Annotated in this window: 21 protein-coding genes and 2 pseudogenes; 16 read left to right on the top strand and 7 right to left on the bottom strand. The window is 68.5% G+C overall.

Annotated features, from left to right (window positions below; all coding sequences use genetic code 11):
* Positions 1-90 precede the first annotated feature (90 nt).
* From FEK34_RS01350 to FEK34_RS30545, 3 genes and pseudogenes are all read right to left on the bottom strand, one after another.
* The gene (locus tag FEK34_RS01350; RefSeq protein WP_138446045.1) at positions 91-663 is read right to left on the bottom strand and encodes a GNAT family N-acetyltransferase; all 573 of its coding nucleotides are present in this window, start codon (positions 661-663) and stop codon (positions 91-93) included.
* 2 nt (positions 664-665) lie between these two features.
* The gene (locus tag FEK34_RS30550) at positions 666-1,130 is read right to left on the bottom strand and encodes a UTRA domain-containing protein (protein WP_228800683.1); all 465 of its coding nucleotides are present in this window, start codon (positions 1,128-1,130) and stop codon (positions 666-668) included.
* Between the two features lie 144 nt (positions 1,131-1,274).
* Positions 1,275-1,469 (bottom strand): annotated as a pseudogene (locus FEK34_RS30545) (winged helix-turn-helix domain-containing protein); the annotation flags it as partial.
* A 171-nt stretch (positions 1,470-1,640) separates the two neighbouring features.
* On the opposite strand from FEK34_RS30545, the gene FEK34_RS31075 reads away from it, so the two are divergent.
* A complete protein-coding gene (locus FEK34_RS31075; RefSeq protein ID WP_036533320.1) occupies positions 1,641-2,141 on the top strand; it encodes a DUF4254 domain-containing protein in 501 nt (166 codons plus the stop codon).
* 64 nt (positions 2,142-2,205) lie between these two features.
* On the opposite strand, the pseudogene FEK34_RS31330 reads toward FEK34_RS31075, so the two are convergent.
* Positions 2,206-3,536, bottom strand: a pseudogene (locus FEK34_RS31330) (AAA family ATPase); the annotation flags it as partial.
* A 2,578-nt stretch (positions 3,537-6,114) separates the two neighbouring features.
* Between FEK34_RS31330 and infA the strand changes: the two are divergent.
* From infA to FEK34_RS01290, 9 genes are all read left to right on the top strand, one after another.
* The gene (gene infA, locus FEK34_RS01330) at positions 6,115-6,336 is read left to right on the top strand and encodes a translation initiation factor IF-1 (RefSeq protein WP_003418601.1); all 222 of its coding nucleotides are present in this window, start codon (positions 6,115-6,117) and stop codon (positions 6,334-6,336) included.
* Between the two features lie 144 nt (positions 6,337-6,480).
* Positions 6,481-6,594: a 50S ribosomal protein L36 gene (gene rpmJ, locus FEK34_RS01325; RefSeq protein WP_003938068.1), complete on the top strand. Its 114-nt coding sequence runs from the start codon at positions 6,481-6,483 to the stop codon at positions 6,592-6,594.
* A 215-nt stretch (positions 6,595-6,809) separates the two neighbouring features.
* Complete coding sequence (gene rpsM / locus FEK34_RS01320) at positions 6,810-7,181, top strand: 30S ribosomal protein S13 (protein ID WP_014349146.1); 372 nt, start codon at positions 6,810-6,812, stop codon at positions 7,179-7,181.
* Positions 7,182-7,190: 9 nt separating this feature from the next.
* The gene (gene rpsK / locus FEK34_RS01315) at positions 7,191-7,604 is read left to right on the top strand and encodes a 30S ribosomal protein S11 (protein WP_014349147.1); all 414 of its coding nucleotides are present in this window, start codon (positions 7,191-7,193) and stop codon (positions 7,602-7,604) included.
* Positions 7,605-7,626: 22 nt separating this feature from the next.
* Positions 7,627-8,232, top strand: coding sequence for a 30S ribosomal protein S4 (gene rpsD, locus FEK34_RS01310; protein ID WP_138446043.1), 606 nt, complete (start codon positions 7,627-7,629; stop codon positions 8,230-8,232).
* 103 nt (positions 8,233-8,335) lie between these two features.
* The gene (locus FEK34_RS01305; RefSeq protein WP_138446042.1) at positions 8,336-9,394 is read left to right on the top strand and encodes a DNA-directed RNA polymerase subunit alpha; all 1,059 of its coding nucleotides are present in this window, start codon (positions 8,336-8,338) and stop codon (positions 9,392-9,394) included.
* Positions 9,395-9,440: 46 nt separating this feature from the next.
* Positions 9,441-9,968 carry a 50S ribosomal protein L17 gene (gene rplQ / locus FEK34_RS01300; RefSeq protein ID WP_138446041.1) on the top strand — a complete coding sequence of 176 codons (528 nt, stop codon included), beginning with the start codon at positions 9,441-9,443 and terminating at the stop codon, positions 9,966-9,968.
* 107 nt (positions 9,969-10,075) lie between these two features.
* Positions 10,076-10,933: a tRNA pseudouridine(38-40) synthase TruA gene (gene truA / locus FEK34_RS01295; protein WP_138446040.1), complete on the top strand. Its 858-nt coding sequence runs from the start codon at positions 10,076-10,078 to the stop codon at positions 10,931-10,933.
* Between the two features lie 57 nt (positions 10,934-10,990).
* Positions 10,991-11,821 carry an LLM class F420-dependent oxidoreductase gene (locus FEK34_RS01290; RefSeq protein WP_138446039.1) on the top strand — a complete coding sequence of 277 codons (831 nt, stop codon included), beginning with the start codon at positions 10,991-10,993 and terminating at the stop codon, positions 11,819-11,821.
* A 33-nt stretch (positions 11,822-11,854) separates the two neighbouring features.
* On the opposite strand, the gene FEK34_RS01285 is transcribed toward FEK34_RS01290, so the two are convergent.
* Positions 11,855-12,298, bottom strand: coding sequence for an Hsp20/alpha crystallin family protein (locus tag FEK34_RS01285; RefSeq protein WP_104361879.1), 444 nt, complete (start codon positions 12,296-12,298; stop codon positions 11,855-11,857).
* 221 nt (positions 12,299-12,519) lie between these two features.
* Here FEK34_RS01285 and FEK34_RS01280 point away from each other — a divergent pair, with 221 nt between their 5' ends.
* The 4 genes from FEK34_RS01280 to FEK34_RS01265 are packed head-to-tail and all read left to right on the top strand — an operon-like array spanning position 12,520 to position 16,987.
* Positions 12,520-13,890: an MFS transporter gene (locus FEK34_RS01280; RefSeq protein ID WP_138446038.1), complete on the top strand. Its 1,371-nt coding sequence runs from the start codon at positions 12,520-12,522 to the stop codon at positions 13,888-13,890.
* 46 nt (positions 13,891-13,936) lie between these two features.
* Complete coding sequence (locus tag FEK34_RS01275) at positions 13,937-14,596, top strand: response regulator transcription factor (RefSeq protein WP_138446037.1); 660 nt, start codon at positions 13,937-13,939, stop codon at positions 14,594-14,596.
* Between the two features lie 7 nt (positions 14,597-14,603).
* The gene (locus FEK34_RS01270; RefSeq protein WP_138446036.1) at positions 14,604-16,067 is read left to right on the top strand and encodes a sensor histidine kinase; all 1,464 of its coding nucleotides are present in this window, start codon (positions 14,604-14,606) and stop codon (positions 16,065-16,067) included.
* Positions 16,064-16,987, top strand: coding sequence for a TAXI family TRAP transporter solute-binding subunit (locus FEK34_RS01265; protein WP_138446035.1), 924 nt, complete (start codon positions 16,064-16,066; stop codon positions 16,985-16,987). Before FEK34_RS01270 ends, FEK34_RS01265 begins: the two co-directional genes overlap by 4 nt.
* A 4-nt stretch (positions 16,988-16,991) precedes the next feature.
* Here FEK34_RS01265 and FEK34_RS01260 read toward each other — a convergent pair whose 3' ends face one another.
* The gene (locus FEK34_RS01260; protein ID WP_138446034.1) at positions 16,992-17,324 is read right to left on the bottom strand and encodes a metal-sensitive transcriptional regulator; all 333 of its coding nucleotides are present in this window, start codon (positions 17,322-17,324) and stop codon (positions 16,992-16,994) included.
* A gap of 145 nt (positions 17,325-17,469) precedes the next feature.
* On the opposite strand from FEK34_RS01260, the gene FEK34_RS01255 reads away from it, so the two are divergent.
* Entirely contained in the window at positions 17,470-18,279 is an 810-nt protein-coding gene (locus FEK34_RS01255; RefSeq protein ID WP_138446033.1) for an S-methyl-5'-thioadenosine phosphorylase, read from the top strand.
* Positions 18,280-18,302: 23 nt separating this feature from the next.
* Entirely contained in the window at positions 18,303-18,869 is a 567-nt protein-coding gene (locus tag FEK34_RS01250; RefSeq protein WP_138446032.1) for an NADPH-dependent FMN reductase, read from the top strand.
* Between the two features lie 22 nt (positions 18,870-18,891).
* Here the strand turns inward: FEK34_RS01250 and eccE are convergent, their stop codons facing one another.
* The gene (eccE, locus tag FEK34_RS01245) at positions 18,892-20,535 is read right to left on the bottom strand and encodes a type VII secretion protein EccE (protein ID WP_138446031.1); all 1,644 of its coding nucleotides are present in this window, start codon (positions 20,533-20,535) and stop codon (positions 18,892-18,894) included.
* Positions 20,536-20,638: the final 103 nt, after the last annotated feature.

Raw genomic sequence — 20,638 nt, 5'->3', positions numbered from 1 at the left:
CGCGAGCGTGAACGCGGCGACCGGGTCAGCAAATGCTCAGCACCCAGTGGTGATCGCCGCCTGGTGTGTGGGCGGAGGTCAGGGACGCCATCAACCGTGCACCGGCGTGAACACCGGCGCGTGATCGGCCCGGACCGGCGCCCAGGAATCGGTGCGGCGTTCGAACAGTGCGCGGGAGGGACCCTGCGCCGCCGGACCGGCGATGCGGGCCAACCGGAAACCCGCACTGCGGTAGTAGGCGTGCAGGTCGGTGTTGGTGGTCCAGGCGTCGAGGCGCACCCAGTCGCGGCCGTACTCGCGGGCCAGCTCGCCTGCGTGTGCCAGTAGTCGGCGGCCCACCCCGCGGCCCGCGTAGCGCAGGTCGACGATCATGTAATGGACGATGACCGCGTCCGACAACTCCTCCGGCTCCCAGAGTCCTTGATCGGCGCGGTCGTTCACCGTGATCGTGCCCGCGGGCCTGCCGCACACCTCGGCGATCCAGGTTTCCCCGGCGTCGAGGCAGTTTCCCACCGACCGTGCGAAGATCTCGATCGGCAGACCGCGCCCGGCCACGGTCCACTGGTCCGAGCCGCGTGCGCTCAGCCATGCGGTGCGCTGTACCCGAAGCCGGCAGATGGTTCCGAGGTCGGCGAGGACCGCGGGCCGGATGACCACGGACATGGCTACGCGATGCCGGGCCGATAGGAGCTGCCGAGGGCGCGGCGGATCACGGCCGTGCCCTCCTCATCACCTAGTTCATAGGCCAGCCGATTGCGGGTGGCGATCGAACGATGCCTGGTGGCGCGGGTGACGCGTTCATGATTGGCGCCGATCCGAAGATGATCGAGCAGGATGGTTCCGGTGGCGACTCCGAGCACAATGGCCTCCTCGGCGGTTGCGGGCCGGGCGACGACGGTATCGCGATGGGCGGTCTCGGCGTGGCCACGATCGGCCAGACGGCGAGTCGTCCCCTCGGGAATGTCGTGCGGTGAGTCGATGCCGGTGGCTTCGGCGAGATCACGCGGATAGAAGCTGACCTCCCACGACCACGGTTCGTTATCCAGATACTGGACGACGGTGCGGGCGAGCACCCAGGAATCAGCCGGAACGCCCAGCCATTGCGCCACTTCCGTACCGGCGGGCTCCATTCGGGCGCTGAATTCCTTGCTCGGTTCGCGATCCGCGGCACGCGCGATTTCCTCGAAAATGTCATGTGACGACCGTGGCCGATTCGGTCGGATATGATCTGTGACCACGGATTCGAGTACTTCCTGGTTTCGGACCAGCGTTCCACGGGAAGTAGCTGTGTAGACAAGGTTCTCGGTGACCAGAACCTGAATTGCGTTGCGCGCGGTAGTGATAGAAACCTGCATCTGATCGGCCAGCTCGGCATGACTGGGCAGTCGATCACCCGGCTTCCACCTGCCTGCGCGGATCTCCTCGCGGAGGAGGTCTGCGATCCGGTGATACGTCGGACCGTCCGCCATCTTGCTCCTCGGTTGGTCGTGCAGGTAACGAAGTGTACACTTTTCGGCCCACTACGGCCCGATTACGCTTGACAGGGGTTTTCCGAGGTTTATTGTAATGAACGTACTGATCCGGTGTTGTGCGGCGATGACGGCGAGGCAACCGTGGCAGGTTCGGATACAACAGTCGTAATGGCTCTTCCCGGCACTCAGCGAAGTGCCGATCCGGTGGCGCAGCCCCAGATTTCCGGGCCGCTGCCGACCTCGGATCTACTTGTCAGAGCGTGCCGAGGGCACCGTGTTATCGGCGGTCAGCTGCTCTGGTATGCCCGTGACCTGGCAATACTGCATGAGAGACGGTTGGTCGGCCGGGGTGGATCGATCGACACCCGGCCCTCGACCGTCGTCGAAATCGAGCGCCGCCGAGGCGAATTGGTCATGGCGATCGACGACTGGGTGGTGCGCAATGTGCCCCAGCACCGGCTGGGCGCCACCCTGCACACCGAGACCATCGGCGCGGTGATCGACCGGCTGGCCGAGGCGTCCGTGCGAGCCCATCACGCGTTGATGACCCTCGACGCACACGATGATCTGCTGCACAGCGCCTGGCACCACCTGGCCGAACTGGCCGACGCCTACGACGACCTGGTGCGCGACGTGCTGGCCGGTCGGCGCAGGCTGCCCGAATGGTGAGCCGGCGCGGCGGCGCAACAGTGTTCTGAGAAGGTCGCGGCCGGGTAACGGCCGCGACCTTTCGTCAACCCCGGTAACGGCGGTGATCGGTCGCGAAATCGTCGGCGACCGTCGCCGCCAGCTCCACATATGCCCGCTTGGTCTGCTTGTGCAGCCGGTGCAGATCGATCTCCGCGCCCTCGGACATGTGCTGGTCGAACGGGATGATGTGCACCGCGCGGCAACGCGACAGGAAGTACTCGCGCAGCTGCTGGATGCCCACATTCGGCGAACCGGCACGCGGAGAGTTGATCACCACCACGGCATTTCGCACCAGATGGTCGTGCCCGTGCAGCGACAACCAGTCCAGCGTCGCGGCGGCACTGCGCGCGCCATCGATCGCGGGGGAGGAGATCAACACCAGCGAATGCGCCAGCTCCAGCACACCGGCCATGGCCGAATGCATCAGACCGGTGCCGCAGTCGGTGAGGATGATGTTGTAGAACCGCTGCAAGATCCGTGCGACGGCCCGGTATTCGTCCTCGTTGAACGCCTCCGACGCCGCCGGATCACGTTCACTGGCAAGCACTTCCAGCCGGCTGGTGGCCTGCGAGGTATGCCTGCGCACATCCGAGTAGCGCTGGATCGAGGTATCGAGCAGCAGATCGCGCACCGTCGACCGGGTCTGCAACGGCACCCGCTGGGACAACGTGCCGAAGTCCGGGTTGGCGTCGACGGCGATCACGCGGTCGCCACGGATCGAGGCGAAGGTCGAGCCGAGGCCCATGGTGGTCGTGGTCTTGCCGACACCACCCTTGAGCGACAGCACGGCGATGCGGTAATCGCCGCGCACGGGCTGCCGGATCCGTGCCACCAACTCCTGCAACCGGCGTTCCTCGGCCGACATGCCCGGGTTGATGGCGCCACCCGACACATGGTGCACCGCCTTGCGCCAGCCCGACCCTGCGGGCTTCTTGGCCGCGCGACCCCGGATCGGCACATTATCCAGCGACGGAGGCAGCGGCGGCCTGCCCTGCTCGCCCTGCCACTGTTGCTGCGCGGGCTGCTGCGGCGGCACGGCCTGGTGCGGCGCCGAATGCGGCGGCGGGCCGGGCGGCTGAACCGGGTGCTGCGGCTGCACGGGATGCTGTGGTGCCGAATGGTATTGCGGCGCACCCTGGTGCGGCGGTGCCGCATGCGGCGGCACGGGCGAGTGGCTCGGGGCCATCGGTCCCGGTGCCTGCGCATAACCCTGCGGACCGGGTAGCTGATCGCTCGGCGCCACCGGGCTCTGCCACTGCGGGGTGTGCGGGCCCGGCCGCCCCTGCTGGTCGACCGTCGCCTGATGGTCGACCGCCGCCGGGCCGGCTTGCCACGGCCGGCCGGCGCCTCGGCCACCCTCGCGGGAGTCTGCGGTCGGGGCCTGACCTGATGCGTGCTGCGCGCCCTCGGGCGCGGTGTGCCGCTGCTCCCGTCCGGGAGCCGGTTCGCTGACCGGCGCCTCGAAGGAACGCGGCGGCGGGGCGACCGGCGCTGCGTGCACTGCCGCTTCGGCTGCGGATTGCCCGGTCTGCCAAGGCTGTCCGGGTGGGTTCGCCGCGTGCTCGGTGCCGACGCCGGTGACCGGCTGGGACGGCAGCGGGTGCTGGAAGCCCGACGAATGGGTCGCGGCCGCGACGTGCGGATTCTGTGCTTGGGCCGGCACGGGGCCATCCGCCACAACAGCCGGTGGTGCCTGCTGCGGACGTGACTCGGCCGCGTCGGCCGGGGTGGGCCGGATCTGGTCGGCCGACGCGTCTGCTCCCTCGGACGGCAACCAGTGCCGCCCACGCGTGGCCGATACCGCACTGTCCGCCGGGCCGGGATGTCCCTCCGAAACCGGCGCGCGGTGCGGGTCGCCGACCTGGTCGACGGTGCTTGCCTGAGTCGCGAGGGATGCGTCATCAGGACGGTGCGCGGCAACGTCGTCCGGTGCCGATGGGATGTTCGGTGCGCTGGACGCTGAATCCGCCCGCGCATCGGTCGCGGCACCCTGATCGCTCGGGACGGGAGTCGGCGCCGGATCGCTCGCCGTGCTTGTCGACGCCGATTCGACTGTGTCCGTGGAAGTTTCGTCCCGGCTGGGCGGAGGTGGCAGATCCGGCAGTCGCGGCAGCGGACGCTGGGTGGTCGGCTGCGCCGGGGTGTTCGCGGAGTCCGCCGGTGCGAGCCACGCCGGCGGTGCGTCGGTGGACCCGGTGCCCGCCGCGGACGCCGATGCTTGCGCATCGGACGCGCGTTCCGCCGAAGCATCGGCAGAGGTCTGAGTGGACGCGGACCCCGCGCCCTCGGAAACTCGGCTGCTGCCTTCCGTGACCGGAGCGCTGTCGCCCGCCCGTTCACCGCCGGCCGAACTCGGCCCCTCCAGCCATGAGGGCGGCTCGGTAGTCGGCGTCGCGGCGGCACGGTCCACGGAGGATGGATTTTGGCCCGCACTCTGCGAGCCATCGGCCGGGCCCGGCTGCTCGGCGGCCGTCGGGCGATCGGCCGGGCCGGTCGCGGCACTATCCGGCGTCGCCGGCGGGTGCGGCCGAGGTGGCACAGAACCGTCGCGGTCGGCGGTCGGGGCGGGCTCGGAGGCGATGCCGGTACCGCGATCCGGGTTCGTCGCCGGACCGGTCTGTGCGGTGCCGTCGGCATCGCGGAGCGGCGGGGTCGCACTCTCGATAGGGCCGAGGCGCTCTGGCGGCGGTGGGGCTGCTACGGATTGGGGCGGAACGGCCCGGGTCGGCGGCGCGGGGGAGTGCGCAGGATCGGAGTCGACCGGTTGTGGTGGGACCGGGGTCCGCGATGGCGCGACCGGAGTTTGCGCTGCGGATGCGTGAGCCTGCGGCTGGTGCTGCGGCGGTGCGACCGGTATCTGTGGTGCGGAGGCGTGCGGCTGCGGTGCGACCGGAAACTGCGGCGAGGAAGCATGCGGCTGCGGTGCGACCGCCTGCGGTCCGGGCGTCGGTGTCTGCGGGATCGGAGCCTGCGGCGGAACGGGCGCGGGGCGATTCGAGCGCGGCCCCAGATGCACCGTCGCCTCGGTCGAGATCGGCTGCTGGTCGACCGGCGGCTGCGGGGGGCGCGGCCCGAGCGGCTGGAACTCGGCAGGCGGTTCACTCGGAGTCCGGGTCGGCAGGTGTGCGGACGGGCGCTCGGTGGTCTGCGCCGGACCCTGCTGCCACGTGTTGTCCTGGCCCGGGCGGTAGGGCTGGGGGACGGGACCGGATTGATAGGGATCTGCGGGACCGGAGTCGGGGGAACGGTCCGAAGGCCGATAGTCGGCGGGGGCCGGGCGCTGCTCGGGCCGGGGTCCGCTCTGCCAACCGCCGTCCGGGCGGTCGAACTGCTGCGGCGGGTTCGACCACTGATCTCCGGGACGCGATGTGTGAGATCCGTCCTCGTCGCGCTCGTCGGCGTGCTCCTCGACCTGGTGGTCGTCGTTCTTGTCCCGGCGCCAGGGTTTGCGGCGCTTCTCCTTGCGCGGGCCGGGGGCATCGGAACGGTCGCCCTCGGGAGCGGGCCGCTTGAAGCGGCGCTTGGGGGCGGGGGTGTCCTCGATCAGTTCGTCGTGCGGAAGGTTCTGAACCGGTGGGGCTTCGTAGTCGATCTGCTGCCCGACCTGGGTGACCTCACTGTCGGAGAGCCACGGCGGCAGCATGGGGAGGCCGTCATTGCTGCGGCTCACGCATCCCCCTCTGATGTGCTGGACCTCGGACAGCGGTCAGTTTACGCGACAGCCGGTGTCCGGCGTGGGCGAGGCAGTGCGCCGATGGGAAGCCTTGCGACGGCGGACTCTGGGCGTGTTTTGCCCGATCGGGCGCCTGCCGGTAAGCTTGAGCGGCGGTGCACCTATGCGCCGACTGTTCGCATGCGACCGGTCCGGACTCGAGTAGTCCACACCGACCGGTTGCATTCGGGCGGTACCACCAATCAGACCAGGTTGAGCATAACCGGGATCGCGGAGGATATGGCGAAGAAAGACGGGGCCATCGAGGTCGAGGGTCGAGTTGTCGAGCCGCTGCCCAATGCGATGTTCCGGATCGAGCTCGAGAACGGGCACAAGGTTCTCGCGCACATCAGCGGCAAGATGCGGCAGCACTACATCCGCATCCTGCCGGAGGACCGCGTGGTCGTCGAGCTCTCGCCCTACGACCTGTCCCGCGGCCGTATCGTTTATCGCTATAAGTGAGTCGGCGAGCGGTCTCTGCTCGCGACTGGCTGCCCACACAAGCTTCCTCGATCCACGGACCGAGGGAAACAGGAATTCCCCAGTCGGCAGACTGGGGAAAAACTGTGTTCACACCCGTGTGAACCACAACAAGATTGGACGGACGTGAAGGTTCAGCCGAGCGTCAAGAAGATCTGCGAGAAGTGCAAGGTGATCCGCCGTAACGGCCGGGTCATGGTGATCTGCGAGAACCTGCGTCACAAGCAGCGTCAGGGCTGACACCAGCCAAGCACCGAACGCGGTTCGGATTGGCACACCAATTGAATGGGCGAGCGCCATTCGCCCGAGAAGAACTCCCAGCTCCAGCCGTGCACTGCGGAATTCGGGTTCACCCCCGAGGTGCATGAGCCAACCCCCGGTACGGAGGCCGGGGCCCCGCCACGACGAGGGGACGGACAGGGAGCAGACCTCCGCAACGATTAAGGAACTGCCACATGGCACGTCTCATGGGCGTCGATCTCCCGCGCGAAAAGCGCATGGAGATCGCACTGACCTACATTTTCGGTATCGGCCGTACCCGCGCCAAGGAAATCCTGGCGGCGACCTCGGTCAGCCCGGATCTGCGGTCGAAGGATCTGACCGACGACGACCTGACCAAGCTGCGCGACTACATCGAAGCCTCGGAGTTCAAGGTCGAAGGTGACCTGCGCCGCGAGGTGCAGGCCGACATTCGTCGCAAGATCGAAATCGGCTGCTACCAGGGCCTGCGTCATCGTCGCCACCTGCCGGTGCGCGGCCAGCGCACCAAGACCAATGCGCGCACGCGTAAGGGTCCGAAGAAGACCGTCGCCGGCAAGAAGAAGTAGGGATAACCGATGCCTCCGAAGTCACGGGCCTCCGGCCCCAAGAAGACCCAGAAGTCGCGTCGCCGGGAAAAGAAGAACGTCCCGCACGGCCACGCGCACATCAAGTCCACGTTCAACAACACGATCGTGTCGATCACCGACCCGTCCGGCAACGTCATCTCCTGGGCGTCCTCGGGCCACGTCGGTTTCAAGGGTTCGCGCAAGTCGACCCCGTTCGCCGCGCAGCTGGCCGCCGAGAACGCGGCCCGCAAGGCGCAGGAGAACGGCGTCAAGAAGGTCGACGTGTTCGTCAAGGGCCCCGGTTCGGGCCGCGAGACCGCGATCCGTTCGCTGCAGGCCGCGGGCCTGGAAGTGGGCACGATCTCCGATGTCACCCCGCAGCCGCACAACGGCTGCCGTCCGCCCAAGCGGCGTCGCGTCTAACGGGAAAGGAAGGTAGACCACAATGGCCCGTTACACCGGACCCGCAACGCGCAAGAGCCGTCGCCTCCGCGTCGACCTGGTCGGCGGCGACCAGGCGTTCGAACGTCGCCCCTACCCGCCCGGCCAGCACGGCCGCGCGCGGATCAAGGAGAGCGAATACCTGCTCCAGCTGCAGGAGAAGCAGAAGGCTCGCTTCTCCTACGGCGTGATGGAGAAGCAGTTCCGCCGGTACTACGAAGAGGCCAACCGCCTCAAGGGCAAGACCGGTGACAACCTGCTTCGCCTGCTCGAAACCCGTCTGGACAACGTCGTGTACCGCGCCGGTCTGGCGCGCACCCGCCGCCAGGCCCGCCAGCTGGTCAGCCACGGCCACTTCTTGGTGAACAACCGGAAGGTGGATGTTCCCTCCTACCGCGTCACCCAGTACGACATCATCGATGTCAAGGAGAAGTCGCTGAACACGCTGCCTTTCCAGGTGGCGCGCGAGACCGTCGGCGACCGTCCGGTCCCCGGCTGGCTCCAGGTCATCCCTGGCCGCCTGCGCATCCTGGTCCACCAGGAGCCCGAGCGCGCCCAGATCGATGTGCCGCTGCAGGAACAGCTGATCGTCGAGTACTACTCGAAGTAACAGCTGATCCGCTGCTGGTGCGTGATCGTCCGCCCCGGGCGATCACGCACAACCCTTAGACGAGGCGTCAAATAGCGGGCGCCCACAAAGGAGGATGATCCACATGCTGATTTCCCAGCGTCCGACCCTGACCGAAGAGGTCGTGGCGGAGAACCGCTCGAAGTTCACCATCGAACCCCTCGAGCCGGGCTTCGGTTACACCCTCGGCAACTCGCTGCGCCGTACCCTGCTGTCCTCGATTCCGGGGGCCGCGGTGACGAGCATCCGCATCGACGGTGTCCTGCACGAGTTCACCACCGTCCCCGGTGTGAAGGAAGATGTCACCGACATCATCCTGAACCTCAAGGGTCTGGTCGTGTCCTCGGAGGAGGACGAGCCGGTCACCATGTACCTGCGTAAAGCGGGTCCCGGCACCGTCACCGCCGATGACATCGTCCCGCCGTCCGGCGTCGTGGTGCACAACCCGGACATGCACATCGCCACCCTGAACGACAAGGGCAAGCTCGAGATCGAGCTCGTCGTCGAGCGCGGTCGCGGTTATGTCCCGGCGGTGCAGAACAAGGCGTCCGGTGCGGAAATCGGCCGGATCCCGGTGGACTCGATCTACTCTCCGGTGCTCAAGGTGACCTACAAGGTCGAGGCCACCCGTGTCGAGCAGCGCACCGACTTCGACCGGCTCATCCTGGACGTGGAGACCAAGAACTCCATCAGCGCCCGGGACGCGCTCGCCTCGGCGGGCAAGACCCTGGTCGAGCTCTTCGGCCTGGCCCGTGAGCTGAACGTCGAAGCCGAAGGCATCGAGATCGGCCCGTCGCCGGCCGAGGCGGATCACATCGCCTCGTTCGGTCTGCCGATCGAGGACCTGGACCTGACGGTCCGGTCCTACAACTGCCTCAAGCGCGAGGGTGTGCACACCGTCGGCGAGCTGGTCGCACGCACCGAATCGGATCTGCTGGACATCCGTAACTTCGGCCAGAAGTCCATCGACGAGGTCAAGGTCAAGCTGCACGCGCTCGGCCTCTCCCTCAAGGACAGCCCGGCTTCGTTCGACCCCTCCAGCGTGGTGGGTTACGACGCGGCCACCGGCACCTGGTCCGACAGCGGCAACTTCAGCGACAACGACGGCGGCGAGCAGGACTACGCCGAAACCGAACAGCTCTAGGCCGCTGGGGTAGGCGCCCCGGGGTCTTACTCAAGGAGAACCAACAATGCCCAAGCCCAAGAAGGGTGCCCGCTTCGGCGGGTCGGCGTCGCACCAGAAGGCGATCTTCGCCAATCTGGCCACGGCGCTCTTCGAGCACGGTCGGATCACGACCACCGAGGCCAAGGCCAAGGCGCTGCGCCCGTATGCCGAGAAGCTTGTCACCAAGGCGAAGGGCGGCACTCTTGCCGACCGCCGCGAGGTGCTCAAGGTGATCCGCAACAAGGACGTCGTGCACTCGCTCTTCGCCGAGATCGGCCCCTCGTTCGAGGGTCGCGAGGGTGGCTACACCCGCATCATCAAGGCGCTGCCCCGCAAGGGTGACAACGCTCCGATGGCGATCATCGAACTGGTTCGCGGCGAGACCGTGACCAGGGAAGCCGATCGCGCCCGTCGCGTGGCCGCGTCCAAGAAGGCCGAGGCGCCCGCCGCCGAGGCTGCCGAGGAAGCCGCCGAGGAGAAGACCGAGGCTGCCGAGACCGAGGCTCCTGAGGCCGAGGCCACCGCGGACGAGAAGGCCGACGACAAGGCGTGAGTCGTGGTCCCGGTTCTCCGGGATGCGCGTGACGCGTTGAATTCGCCGAACGAGCCCGTCTACCCGTTCCGGGTGGGCGGGCTCGTTCCCTTTCCGAGGAGGCCGTGGTGAGCGGGCAGGACGCGAACGAGACCGAGGCGCCGGAGACCACCCGGTACCGGCTCGACATCAGTTATGACGGCACCGATTTCATCGGCTGGGCCCGTCAGCCCGGGCTGCGCACCGTGCAGGGCGTGCTGGAGGAATCGCTGGGCAAGGTGCTGCGTGAGACCGTCCAGTTGACGGTGGCCGGCCGCACCGACGCGGGTGTGCACGCCGAAGGTCAGGTCGCGCATGTCGATACCACCGCCGCGATCGATCCCGGCAAGCTTGTGCACCGCATGGCGCGGTTCCTGCCGAAGGACGTGCGCATCAAAGACATTCGGGTCGCGCCGGCGGATTTCGATGCCCGCTTCTCGGCCATCCGCCGCCATTACGCCTACCGGTTGACGATGGCCCCGTACGGCGCCGAACCGCTGCAAGCGCGCGGTGTGGTGCCGTGCAAGCCCGGCCTCGATGTGCACGCGATGCGGGCCGCCTCGCGAAACCTGCTGGGCCTGCATGATTTCGCCGCCTTCTGCCGCCGCCGCGAAGGCGCGACGACGGTGCGTGAACTGCAACGCTTCGACTGGACCAGGGAAGGGGATCTGCTGACGGCCTACGTCAGCGCCGACGCGTTCTGCTGGTCGATGGTGCGCAGTCTCGTCGGTGCGGTGCTCGCGGTGGGGGAGGGCCGCCGGGCCCCCGAATGGACCGCCGAGTTGCTGACCGAGCGCACCCGCTCCAGCGCGGTGACGGTGGCGCCGGCGCACGGCCTGAGCCTCATCGCCGTCGATTACCCGGCCGACGCCGAACTCGCCGCACGCAACGCCCAGACCAGGGAGATGCGCACGGTCCCAGGTGAGGGTGGTTGCTGCGGTAGCTGAGGCACGGCCGATGTGCCCGTGGAAATAATCTCGCCCGCACCGCAGTTCGCATCGACTATGAGTATCGACGGGCTCGGAAAATTCGGTGTATGGCGCGGCTACAAGGGAGTCACGCCCGAGGAAGCGACGGAGCTGGAGGGGCTTGGCTTCAGCACCCTCTGGCTCGGCGGTTCGCCACCGGCGGACCTGCCCGGGGTCGAGGAGCTGCTGGCCGCCACCGAAACGCTGACCGTCGCCACCAGCATCGTCAATGTTTGGACCGCGCCCGCCGCGGAGGTCGCCGAATCATTCCACCGGCTCGAGCAGCGTTTCCCGAACCGTTTCCTGCTCGGCATCGGTGTCGGCCACCCGGAATTCAACGACCCCTACCGCAAGCCCTTCGACGCACTGGTCGAATACCTCGACGAGCTGGACAAGGCCGGTGTGCCGCGTAGCCGCCGGGCACTGGCCGCGCTCGGACCGCGAGTGCTGAAGCTGGCTGCCGAACGCACCGCCGGCGCACTGCCGTATCTGGTCCCGCCTGCGCATACCGCCTTCGCGCGGGAGACGCTCGGGTCCGCCGGTCTCGCCGTCGAGCACAAGTTCGTGCTCGACGAGGATGCCGAGCGCGCTCGCGCCACTGCCCGTCCGGTCGTGCAGATGTATCTCGGACTGGGCAATTACGTGCGTAACCTGCGCAAGTTCGGATTCACCGAAGCCGACGTCACCGCACCCGGCAGCGATGAACTCATCGATGCGCTGGCGGTGCACGGCTCCGCGGCCGTGGTGGCCGAGCGGCTGCGCGCCCACCTGGACGCGGGCGCCGACCATCTCGCGGTCCAGCCGCTCGGCCCCGATTACCTGGCAGACCTGCGGGCGCTGGCGCCGGCGCTGATCACACCGGCCTGAATCGCCGGTCGCCTCAGGTAATCCGGTGCAAGGTCAGCTCGATCCGGCCTCGATCGTCCGCTGCCCCGAGCCGCCGCCGGTGATCTCGATCCGGCGCGGCTTGGCGCGTTCGGCGATCGGCAGGGTGACCGAGAGGACCCCGTTATTGTAGGTGGCGCTGATGTTGTCGGTATCGACGTTGTCGCCGAGGGAAAGCTGCCGCATGTAGGTACCCGAGAAGCGTTCGGAGGCGATCCACTGGACGCCTTCTTCACTCGGGGCGGTGCGCTGGGCGCGCAGGGTGAGCGTTCCGTTGTCCACGCTCACATCGACCGAACCGGGATCGACACCGGGCAGGTCGGCGTTGAGCACATAGTGGTCGCCTGCCTTGAACAGATCCATCGGCATGAAACGCGGAGCGCGGCTGGTGCCGGTCGCTTCACCGAGCAGCTGGCGGGCTACAGCATCGATGTCATGGAACGGATCGAACCTCAGCACAGCAATCACCTCCGTTTTCGTTCCCGACGGCGACCGCCACGGCGACGGGCGCCGGAAGCTGTGCACCACCAAAGTTAGCACTCTCGGTCTGAGAGTGCTAGATCCGGCGCGATCGTCCTAAGGGAAAGTTAGGAACCGCCCGCGCGACTTCCCTCCGGCTTGTGACTGCCGACACAGTGGACTCCGACGGCGCAGAGCCGCGCCGAAAGAGGAGGGTCCAGGTGACAACGACACAGGCCGGCGGTGAACGGCGAGTAGTGGCGAACGTGCTGCGCGGATCGATCGGCAACCTCGTCGAGTGGTACGACTGGTACGTCTATGCCGCGTTCAGCGTCTACTTCGCGAAGGCGTTCTTCCCCGACGGCGATCCCACCGCACAGCTGCTCTCGACCGCCGCGGTGTTCGCGGTCGGGTTCATCATGCGCCCCATTGGCGGCTGGGCGCTGGGACGCTACGCCGACCGCTTCGGCCGCCGCTCCGCGTTGACCCTCTCGGTGACGGTGATGGCCGCCGGTTCGCTGATGATCGCGCTGACCCCCGGCTACCAGACCATCGGCATCGCGGCCCCGGTGATGTTGCTGCTGGCGCGGCTGCTGCAAGGCCTTTCGGTCGGCGGCGAGTACGCCACCAGCGCGACCTACCTGTCGGAGGTGGCCTCGGCGGGCCGTCGCGGCTTCTACTCGAGCTTCCAGTACGTGACGCTGGTGGCCGGTCAGCTCACCGCGCTCGGCGTGCAGATCGTGTTGCAGCAGATCCTGTCGTCGGAGCAGATGCACAGCTGGGGCTGGCGGATCCCGTTCCTGATCGGAGCATGCGGCGCCATCGTGGTGATGCTGCTGCGGCGCGGCATGGACGAATCGGCGTCGTTCGAGGCCGTGGCCGGCAAGCCGGAGTCCGGCGAAGCGGCCGCGAGCAGCTCGCGCGGTTCGCTGCGGGTGCTGCTGCAGTATCCGCGCGAATGCCTGCTGGTGGTGGGGCTGACCTTGGGCGGAACCGTGGCGTTCTACACCTACACGACCTACATGCAGAAGTTCATGATCAACACCTCGGGCATCTCCAAGGACACCGTCGCCTGGATCAACTTCGCCGCACTGCTGGTCTTCGTGGTGCTGCAACCGCTGGCCGGAGGGCTGTCCGACCGGATCGGACGCCGCAAGCTGCTGATCTTCTTCGGCGTCACCGGCACCCTGCTGACCGTGCCGATCATGATGGTGCTCGCCAACACCACCAATGCGTTCGCCGCGTTCGGCCTGATGATGACCGCGCTGGTCATCATCACCGGCTACACCTCCATCAACGCGATCGTGAAGGCCGAGCTGTTCCCGACCAAGATCCGCGCACTCGGTGTCGGCCTGCCGTACGCGCTGACGGTCGCGATCTTCGGCGGTACCGCCGAGATGATCGCGCTCGCACTGAAGAAGGCGGGCCTGGAGTCGCTGTACTTCTTCTACGTCGCCGGATGCATCGCGGTCTCGCTGCTCACCTACTACTTCATGCGCGAGACCTCGGCCGAATCCACCATCGACGCCGAAGCCGCCGTCGATGCCGGCCCGGCCGAGCCGGAACGGGAGACGGCCGCCGTTCGTGCCTGACCGTCCGGTGCCCGCGCCGGTCCTGCCGCTATGGGAGGATCGGCGCGTGCGGCTTGCGGTGGTCGAGGACGACGACGGCGTAGGCGATGCCCTGGTAGAAGCGCTCACGGCGCGCGGCTACCGGGCCGATCGCATGCGCCGCGGCGCCGATCTGCTCACCGCCCACCGCGACTACGACGCCGTCCTGCTCGATCTGGGCCTGCCCGATGCCGACGGCCTGCAGGTGCTGCGCCAGCTGCGTGAGGTGAGCGCGGTGCCGGTGCTGATCCTCACCGCGCGCAGCGATGAGCGTTCCATCGTGCGCGGGTTGCGTGGTGGCGCCGACGATTACGTGGTCAAACCGCCCCGGATCGCGGAGTTGATGGCGCGGCTGGAAACGGTGATGCGCCGGGCGGCCGCGGTGGCGCAGCAGGCGCGCACCGAGGTGGTGACCGGTGACGTCCGGGTGGATCTGCGCGCGCGGGTGGTGGAGGTGGCCGGCATCCCGATCGCGCTCACCCAGAAGGAATTCGAGCTGGTCGAAGTGCTGGTGGAACGGCCGGGTTCGGCGGTGAGTAGGCAGCAGTTGATGGACCGCATCTGGGGTGACGCGTTCGTCGCGGTCTCGCGTTCGCTGGATGTGCACATGACCGGGTTGCGGGCGAAGCTGAACCGGCCGGGACTCATCACCACGATTCGCGGGTACGGGTACCGGTGGGGCGAGTGAGGCCGGTATGCGCCGCCGGCTGCTGATCGTCCTCACCGTCTTCGCGGCCATCGCGGTGCTGGCCTTCGCGGTGCCGCTGTCCCTGACCGCCGCGACCAGCCGCACCCAGCAGCTGGTGCTCGGCCGCTCCGGTGACGCGGACCGTTTCGCCACCCTGGCCGACGCGGCGGGCTCGGCGGGCGGTGTGCAGGCGCTGGCCGATGAGGTCGGCCGCTACCACGAGCTGTACGGGGAGAACGTGCTGGTGGTGGACGCGCGCGGGGCCCCGATCGTCAATGCCGGTGTCGATGTGCGGGATCCGCGGATCATGGCGGCGGTGGCGGCCGCGCGCCGCAATCAGCGTCCGCAGCAGGTGGATCGGCTCACGCCGTGGAGCGACCCGGTCATGCTCATCGCGCGCCCGGTCGGGTCTGGGGTACAGGTGAACGGTGCCGTGGTGATCGAGGCGTCCACCGCCGAGGCCCGCGCGGCGATCGCGCGGCTGTGGGCGGTGATCGTGGTGGGCGCGGTGGGTGCGATGGTGGTGTTCGTGCTGCTGGCCCTGGTGGTGAGCCGCTGGGTGCTGCGGCCGTTGGCGGCGATGTCGGACGCGGTCGCCGAACTCACCGCGACCTTGCCGCGGCCACGGCCGGAGGTGCTGCACGAGCCGCAAGAGCCTCCTGCCGAGCCGGGCGCGGCACCGATCACCAGGCGATACGGCGGCCCGCCGGAGGTTCGCGCGCTGGCGGAATCGGTCGATGCCATGGCCGCCGCGGTCGCCGATTCCGCGGACGCGCAACGTCAACTGGTCGCCGACACCGCCCACGCCATGCGTAACCCCTTGGCGGCATTGACCATTCGGCTCGACTCGCTCGAGGCGGCGATACCCGAGCATGCATCGGCGACTTTCCGCGGCGCGAGCGCCGAAGTCGACCGCCTGACCGCTCTGCTGGACGCGCTGCTCGAGTTGGCCGTGGCCGAGGCCCCGGCCGCCTTCGGTACGGACGCCTCGGCCGAGGAGCGCTGCGACGTTGTCGAAGTGGTGGCCGATCGCATCGACTCCTGGACGGCGGCGTTCTCCGCGGCCGGGATGACGTTCGGTGAGAGCCGGACCGCATGGGACACCGGCGGACGCGATGCCCCGGTTGGCGCAAGGATCAGCGCAGCGGCGTTGGCGCAGATACTCGATGTGGCACTGAGCAATTCGTGCCGGTACGCGGGTTCCGGTGCGCGCACCGTCGTCGAGGTGAACGCAGAGCCGGACTGGGTGATCATCCGAATCGCAGACGACGGCGCCGGTGTGGCATCCGGCGAACTCGACAAACTCACCGCGCGGTTCTTCCGCGGCTCGGGGGCAGCGGCGGGTGGCACGGGTCTCGGACTGTCGATTGCTCATGCGCTGGCCAAGGCCAGGGGCGGCACATTGACGGTGGAACCCGTCCTGCCGCACGGTCTCGCCGTCGTCATCCGGCTTCCGGCGGTGTCCCGATGAACCGACCGCTGATCTCCCGGCGCCGTGCCCTGGCATTGGCTGCACTCGCATCCGTGAGCCTCGCGGCCTGCGGCACCAGCGACCGCATCGCGATCCGTCTGGCATCCGGCGAGGACGGCGGATTCTACTTCGCGTTCGCGCGCTTGCTGGCCGCCGCGGCCGCGACCGAATCCGATGCGATCCGGATCGAACCGGTGGAAACCGCCGGCTCACAACAGAATCTGCGCATGCTCGCCGACGGCCAGGTGAACACCGCGCTGGCGCTGGCGGATTCGGCAGGCGACAACGGTGGGCGGGTGCTCGCGCTGGGCCGGGTGTACGAGAACTACCTCCAGCTGGCAGTGCGCGCCGACGGCCCGATTCGCGAGGTCGCCGATCTCCGGGGGCGGACGGTCAATCTGGGAGCCGAGGGGTCCGGTGCCGCACTGACCGGTCCGCGGCTGCTCGCGAGCGCCGGCCTCGATCCCGCGGTTGACGTCGTCGTGGAGCACCGTCCGTTGCGCGAGGCCGCCCAGGCACTCACCGACGGCACCATCGACGCACTGCTGTGGGCCGGTGGGGTGCCGACCGCCGCCCTCACCGTGCCGGACCCCATGCGATTGCTGGACCTGGGCGCATTGGCCGAACCCATGCGGGAACGGTACGGCCCCGTCTACGACCTCGTCGCCATTCCCGCCGACGCCTACCCGGGCAGCCCGGCGGTGCACACCATCGGCGTCGCCAACCTGCTGCTCGCGGCCGCGAACCTGCCGGACGAGGCGGCTGCGGCCATCGTCGAGCTGCTGGTCTGGCATGCCGATGAGCTGGTGCCCGCCGAGGCCGCGGGCACCCAGTTCCTGGACGGGCGGTTCCTCATCGGCACCGGAACCGTCCCGCTGCATCCCGGCGCCGCGCAGGTCTACCGGCGCTGGCACGGCTGAACGGTCAAGAACGCACCATCCGCGCGATGGCGTCGGTGGCCTCTTTGATCTTGGCGTCGGCCTCCGGGCCGCCCGCCACCGCCGCGTCGACGACGCAGTGGCTGATGTGGTCCTCGAGCAGGCCCATGGCCACCGCCTGCAGGGCCTTGGTCATCGCCGAGACCTGTGTGAGGATGTCGATGCAGTATTTTTCTTCTTCGACCATGCGTTGCAGTCCGCGCGCCTGGCCCTCGATGCGGCGCAGCCGCTTGAGGTAGTCGTCCTTGGCGGTGATGTAGCCGTGGGCGGAATGGTCGTGCGCGGTGTGGTCGTTGTTCTGCGACGGGCTGGGTGTCACCGACTGCCTCCTCGTTGCCCGCCGGGTCGGCGGTCCGGTTCTCAATACCCCCCTAGGGTACACCGGGCGCTGGGAATTGTCAGGTGAGCGCCGAATCGCCCACCTCTCGGCGCCGGCGCGCGATACGGGCGGCACAATCGTCGCCATGAGCTCGCATGCCCGGCCCGCGATCGCCGTCATCGGCGGCAGCGGCTTCTACGACTTCTTCGATCACGAGGCGGTGGCCGTCGAGGTCGACACACCCTACGGCGCGCCGAGCGCACCGGTCGCGGTCGGAGAAGTCGAGGGCAGGCCGGTCGCGTTCCTGCCGCGCCACGGGAAGCGGCACGAGTTCTCCCCGCACACCCTGCCCTATCAGGCGAATATGTGGGCGTTGCGGTCGCTGGGCGTGCGGCGGATCTTCGCGCCCTGCGCGGTCGGTAGTCTGCGCCCCGACGGGGGGCCGGGCACGGTCGCGGTACCGGACCAGTTGGTCGACCGCACCTCCGGGCGTCCGCAGACCTTCTTCGACGCCGGCGGCGTGCACGTCTCCTTCGCCGACCCGTACTGCGACGAACTGCGCACCGCCGCCATCGGCGCGGCAGGCGACGCCCTGCCGATGCGGGACTCGGGCACCATGGTCGTGGTGCAGGGGCCGCGCTTCTCCACCCGCGCCGAGAGCCGCTGGTTCGCCGCCCAGGGCTGGGAACTGGTGAACATGACCGGCCATCCCGAAGCCGTGCTCGCCCGGGAACTGGAAATGTGTTACGCCGCAGTCGCTCTGGTGACCGATCTCGATGCGGGCCTGGAGGAGGGCGACGGTGTGCACGCCACCGACGTCTTCGCCGAGTTCGAAAAGAACATCACCCCGTTCAAGGCGCTCATCCGGCGCGCGATCGCCGCCGTCGACGGCACCGGCACCTGCGACCGCTGTCAGGTGCACGCCGGCGTCTCGCTGCCGTTCGAACTGCCCTGACCGCGCCGGTATAGGCTCGCGCCGTGGACACCACCACCCCGTTGCGCCTCGAGGTCATCGTCGCCAGTGTGCGACCGGAACGGTTCGCGCCGGTGGTCGCCGACTGGTTCCTGCGCACCGCGCGCGAGCGGCCGGAATTCGAGGTCGGCGTCATCGATCTCATCGACACCCCGCTACCGGTCGACCTCACCGAAACACCCGAGGTGCAACGGTTCCGGGCCCGGCTGGCCGCCGCCGACGCATTCGTCGCCGTCACCTCCGAGTACAACCACGGCTACCCGGCCTCATTGAAAACAGCCCTCGACAGCGCCAAACACGAGTGGCGGGCCAAGCCGATCGGATTCGTCGCCTACGGCGGTCTGTCGGGCGGGCTGCGCGCGGTCGAGCAGCTGCGTCAAGTGGTGGCCGAGATCCACATGGTGTCGGTGCGCGAGACCGTCAGCTTCCATCAGGCCAAGAAACGGTTCGACGCGCAGGGGCACACGCAGGACGGCGCGGCCATCGACTCGGCACAGCGCATGCTCGGCCAATTAGCCTGGTGGGGTAGGACTGTGCGGGCCGCCCGGGTATCGGATCCGTATCCGGGGTGATCGGCGCGAACCGAGCGGTGTGCTACTGGTGCGCCATGGCGCGGCGTCCGCGCGGCTGACCGATGTAGGTGGCCTCGCGCGGAATGGACACCAGCGTCAGATCCACCTGCGCGGTGCCGGTACGCAACACCACGTGGTTGCCGATCGCACCCGGCTGCTGGATCGACAGATCCGGCTTGGTCGCCGGCCAGCCCATCGGATCACCGGTCACATAGATGGTGGTGACACCGGCATGCGGGGCGGGAGCGAGCACACCGTCGACGACGGTCGCGGTGAATCCGGCGTCGGACTGGTGGGTTTCCACCGCGATGGTCAGCCGCTCCGGGTTGCCGATCGTGGTGACCAGGTTCTCCCAGGCGTGCGCGCGATCGGTGCGGATCAGGATCCGCTCACCGACGGCGAGGGCGCGGAACACCAGCTGCTGCGCCAGGTAGAGCTCACCGGCCACGTACACCGTCGAGATGCCGGCACCGATGATGCGGACCGCGACACCGTTGCCCTCGTCGTCGGAGCCGATCAGCTGACCGCAACCCGAGGACGGCAGGTGCAGCGCGCCGATCACGTCGATCGGGTACTCCGACATCGGGACGGTGTCGTCCACATCGGGGATGCCGATCGGCAGATGTGCGAGCAGCCCGTCACGGTGCCTGCCATTCATCGACACCATGCCCTCGTGCTTGGTGCGTTCGGGCAGCTCACGCGCCGTCAACCGCCAGGCCGCACCGATATTCACCGACTCGGCACTGCTACCGGGACGCAACCGCACCGCCACCGTGGTGCCACGCGAGGGCGCCACCCACAACTGGGCCAGCAGATCCGAGCCGAGCTTCTTCGGGTCGACCGCGCCACCGATATTCACGCTGTTGCCCAGCTCGGCATACCGCCAACGCTGGGTCAGGGTGCGCGGATCGTAGCCGGCGGTGATCTGCAAGACCGCCTTACGGATTTCCGGGGCGGTGAGGATACGGGCATTGCAGTCGGCGTCCTCGAGCGCGCGCATGATCCGCTGCGTCGCGATGGTGACCGCACGCGAGGCGCCCTCGTTACCGCCGCCGCGCCGTTCGGCCGCGCCGGGGCAGGCCACCGCGTCGAAGCTGATGGCCAGCCACACCGTGCGGTGGGCGGTGGCGGGCAGCGGGCCGAGCAGCGATTCGTAGATCTTGCCCGCGGGCGTGCCGGCGCGGCTGCGGTGGCCGTGGCTGATGATGTCGATGCCGCTGAGCAGGATGTCGTGCTGGGTCAGGCATTGCGCCAGCTCCGGCAGCGGCAGCAGATGTGAGGCGTGCACGGTGGTGCGGGCGATGCGAGTCAGCCCGCCCTTGGGAGCGAGCACCTCGACGACCGTCACCACGCGGCTGCCGTCCCAGTACAGGCCGAGCGAACGCCCATCGGGGCCGCGGAAGTCGACGGTGTCGCCGATCTCGTAGTCGCGCTGGATGAGATAGCCGACGCCGGTGCCGATCCAATCCAGCAGCACCCGCCGCCCGACCGGGATCAGCGGAATCAACCCGGCCACCACACCGATACCGACCGCGGGCCAGACGCCGAGCCCGGCCAGCAGTGCGATCGCACCCGCGACGAGCCCAACGAATTGCGCGATCATCAGGTTGCGCAGCGAGATGCGACCCAGCAGCGGGCGCGGTCCCGCGCCGGCAGGTTCGGCCATCGTCGTCCCCCAAGTACCCGTATCGGCCGCCTCCGGTGTGGCCGAGCTGAACAAGAGTCCCCGGGAACTGTACTGTGTTCCGCGGACGCGAGCACTGTTCGGG

Source organism: Nocardia cyriacigeorgica, assembly GCF_005863245.1.
Taxonomy (GTDB): Bacteria; Actinomycetota; Actinomycetes; order Mycobacteriales; family Mycobacteriaceae; genus Nocardia; species Nocardia cyriacigeorgica_C.
The sequence above is the reverse complement of the archived record's forward strand: the minus strand, read 5'-3'. Positions and strand labels throughout refer to the sequence as shown.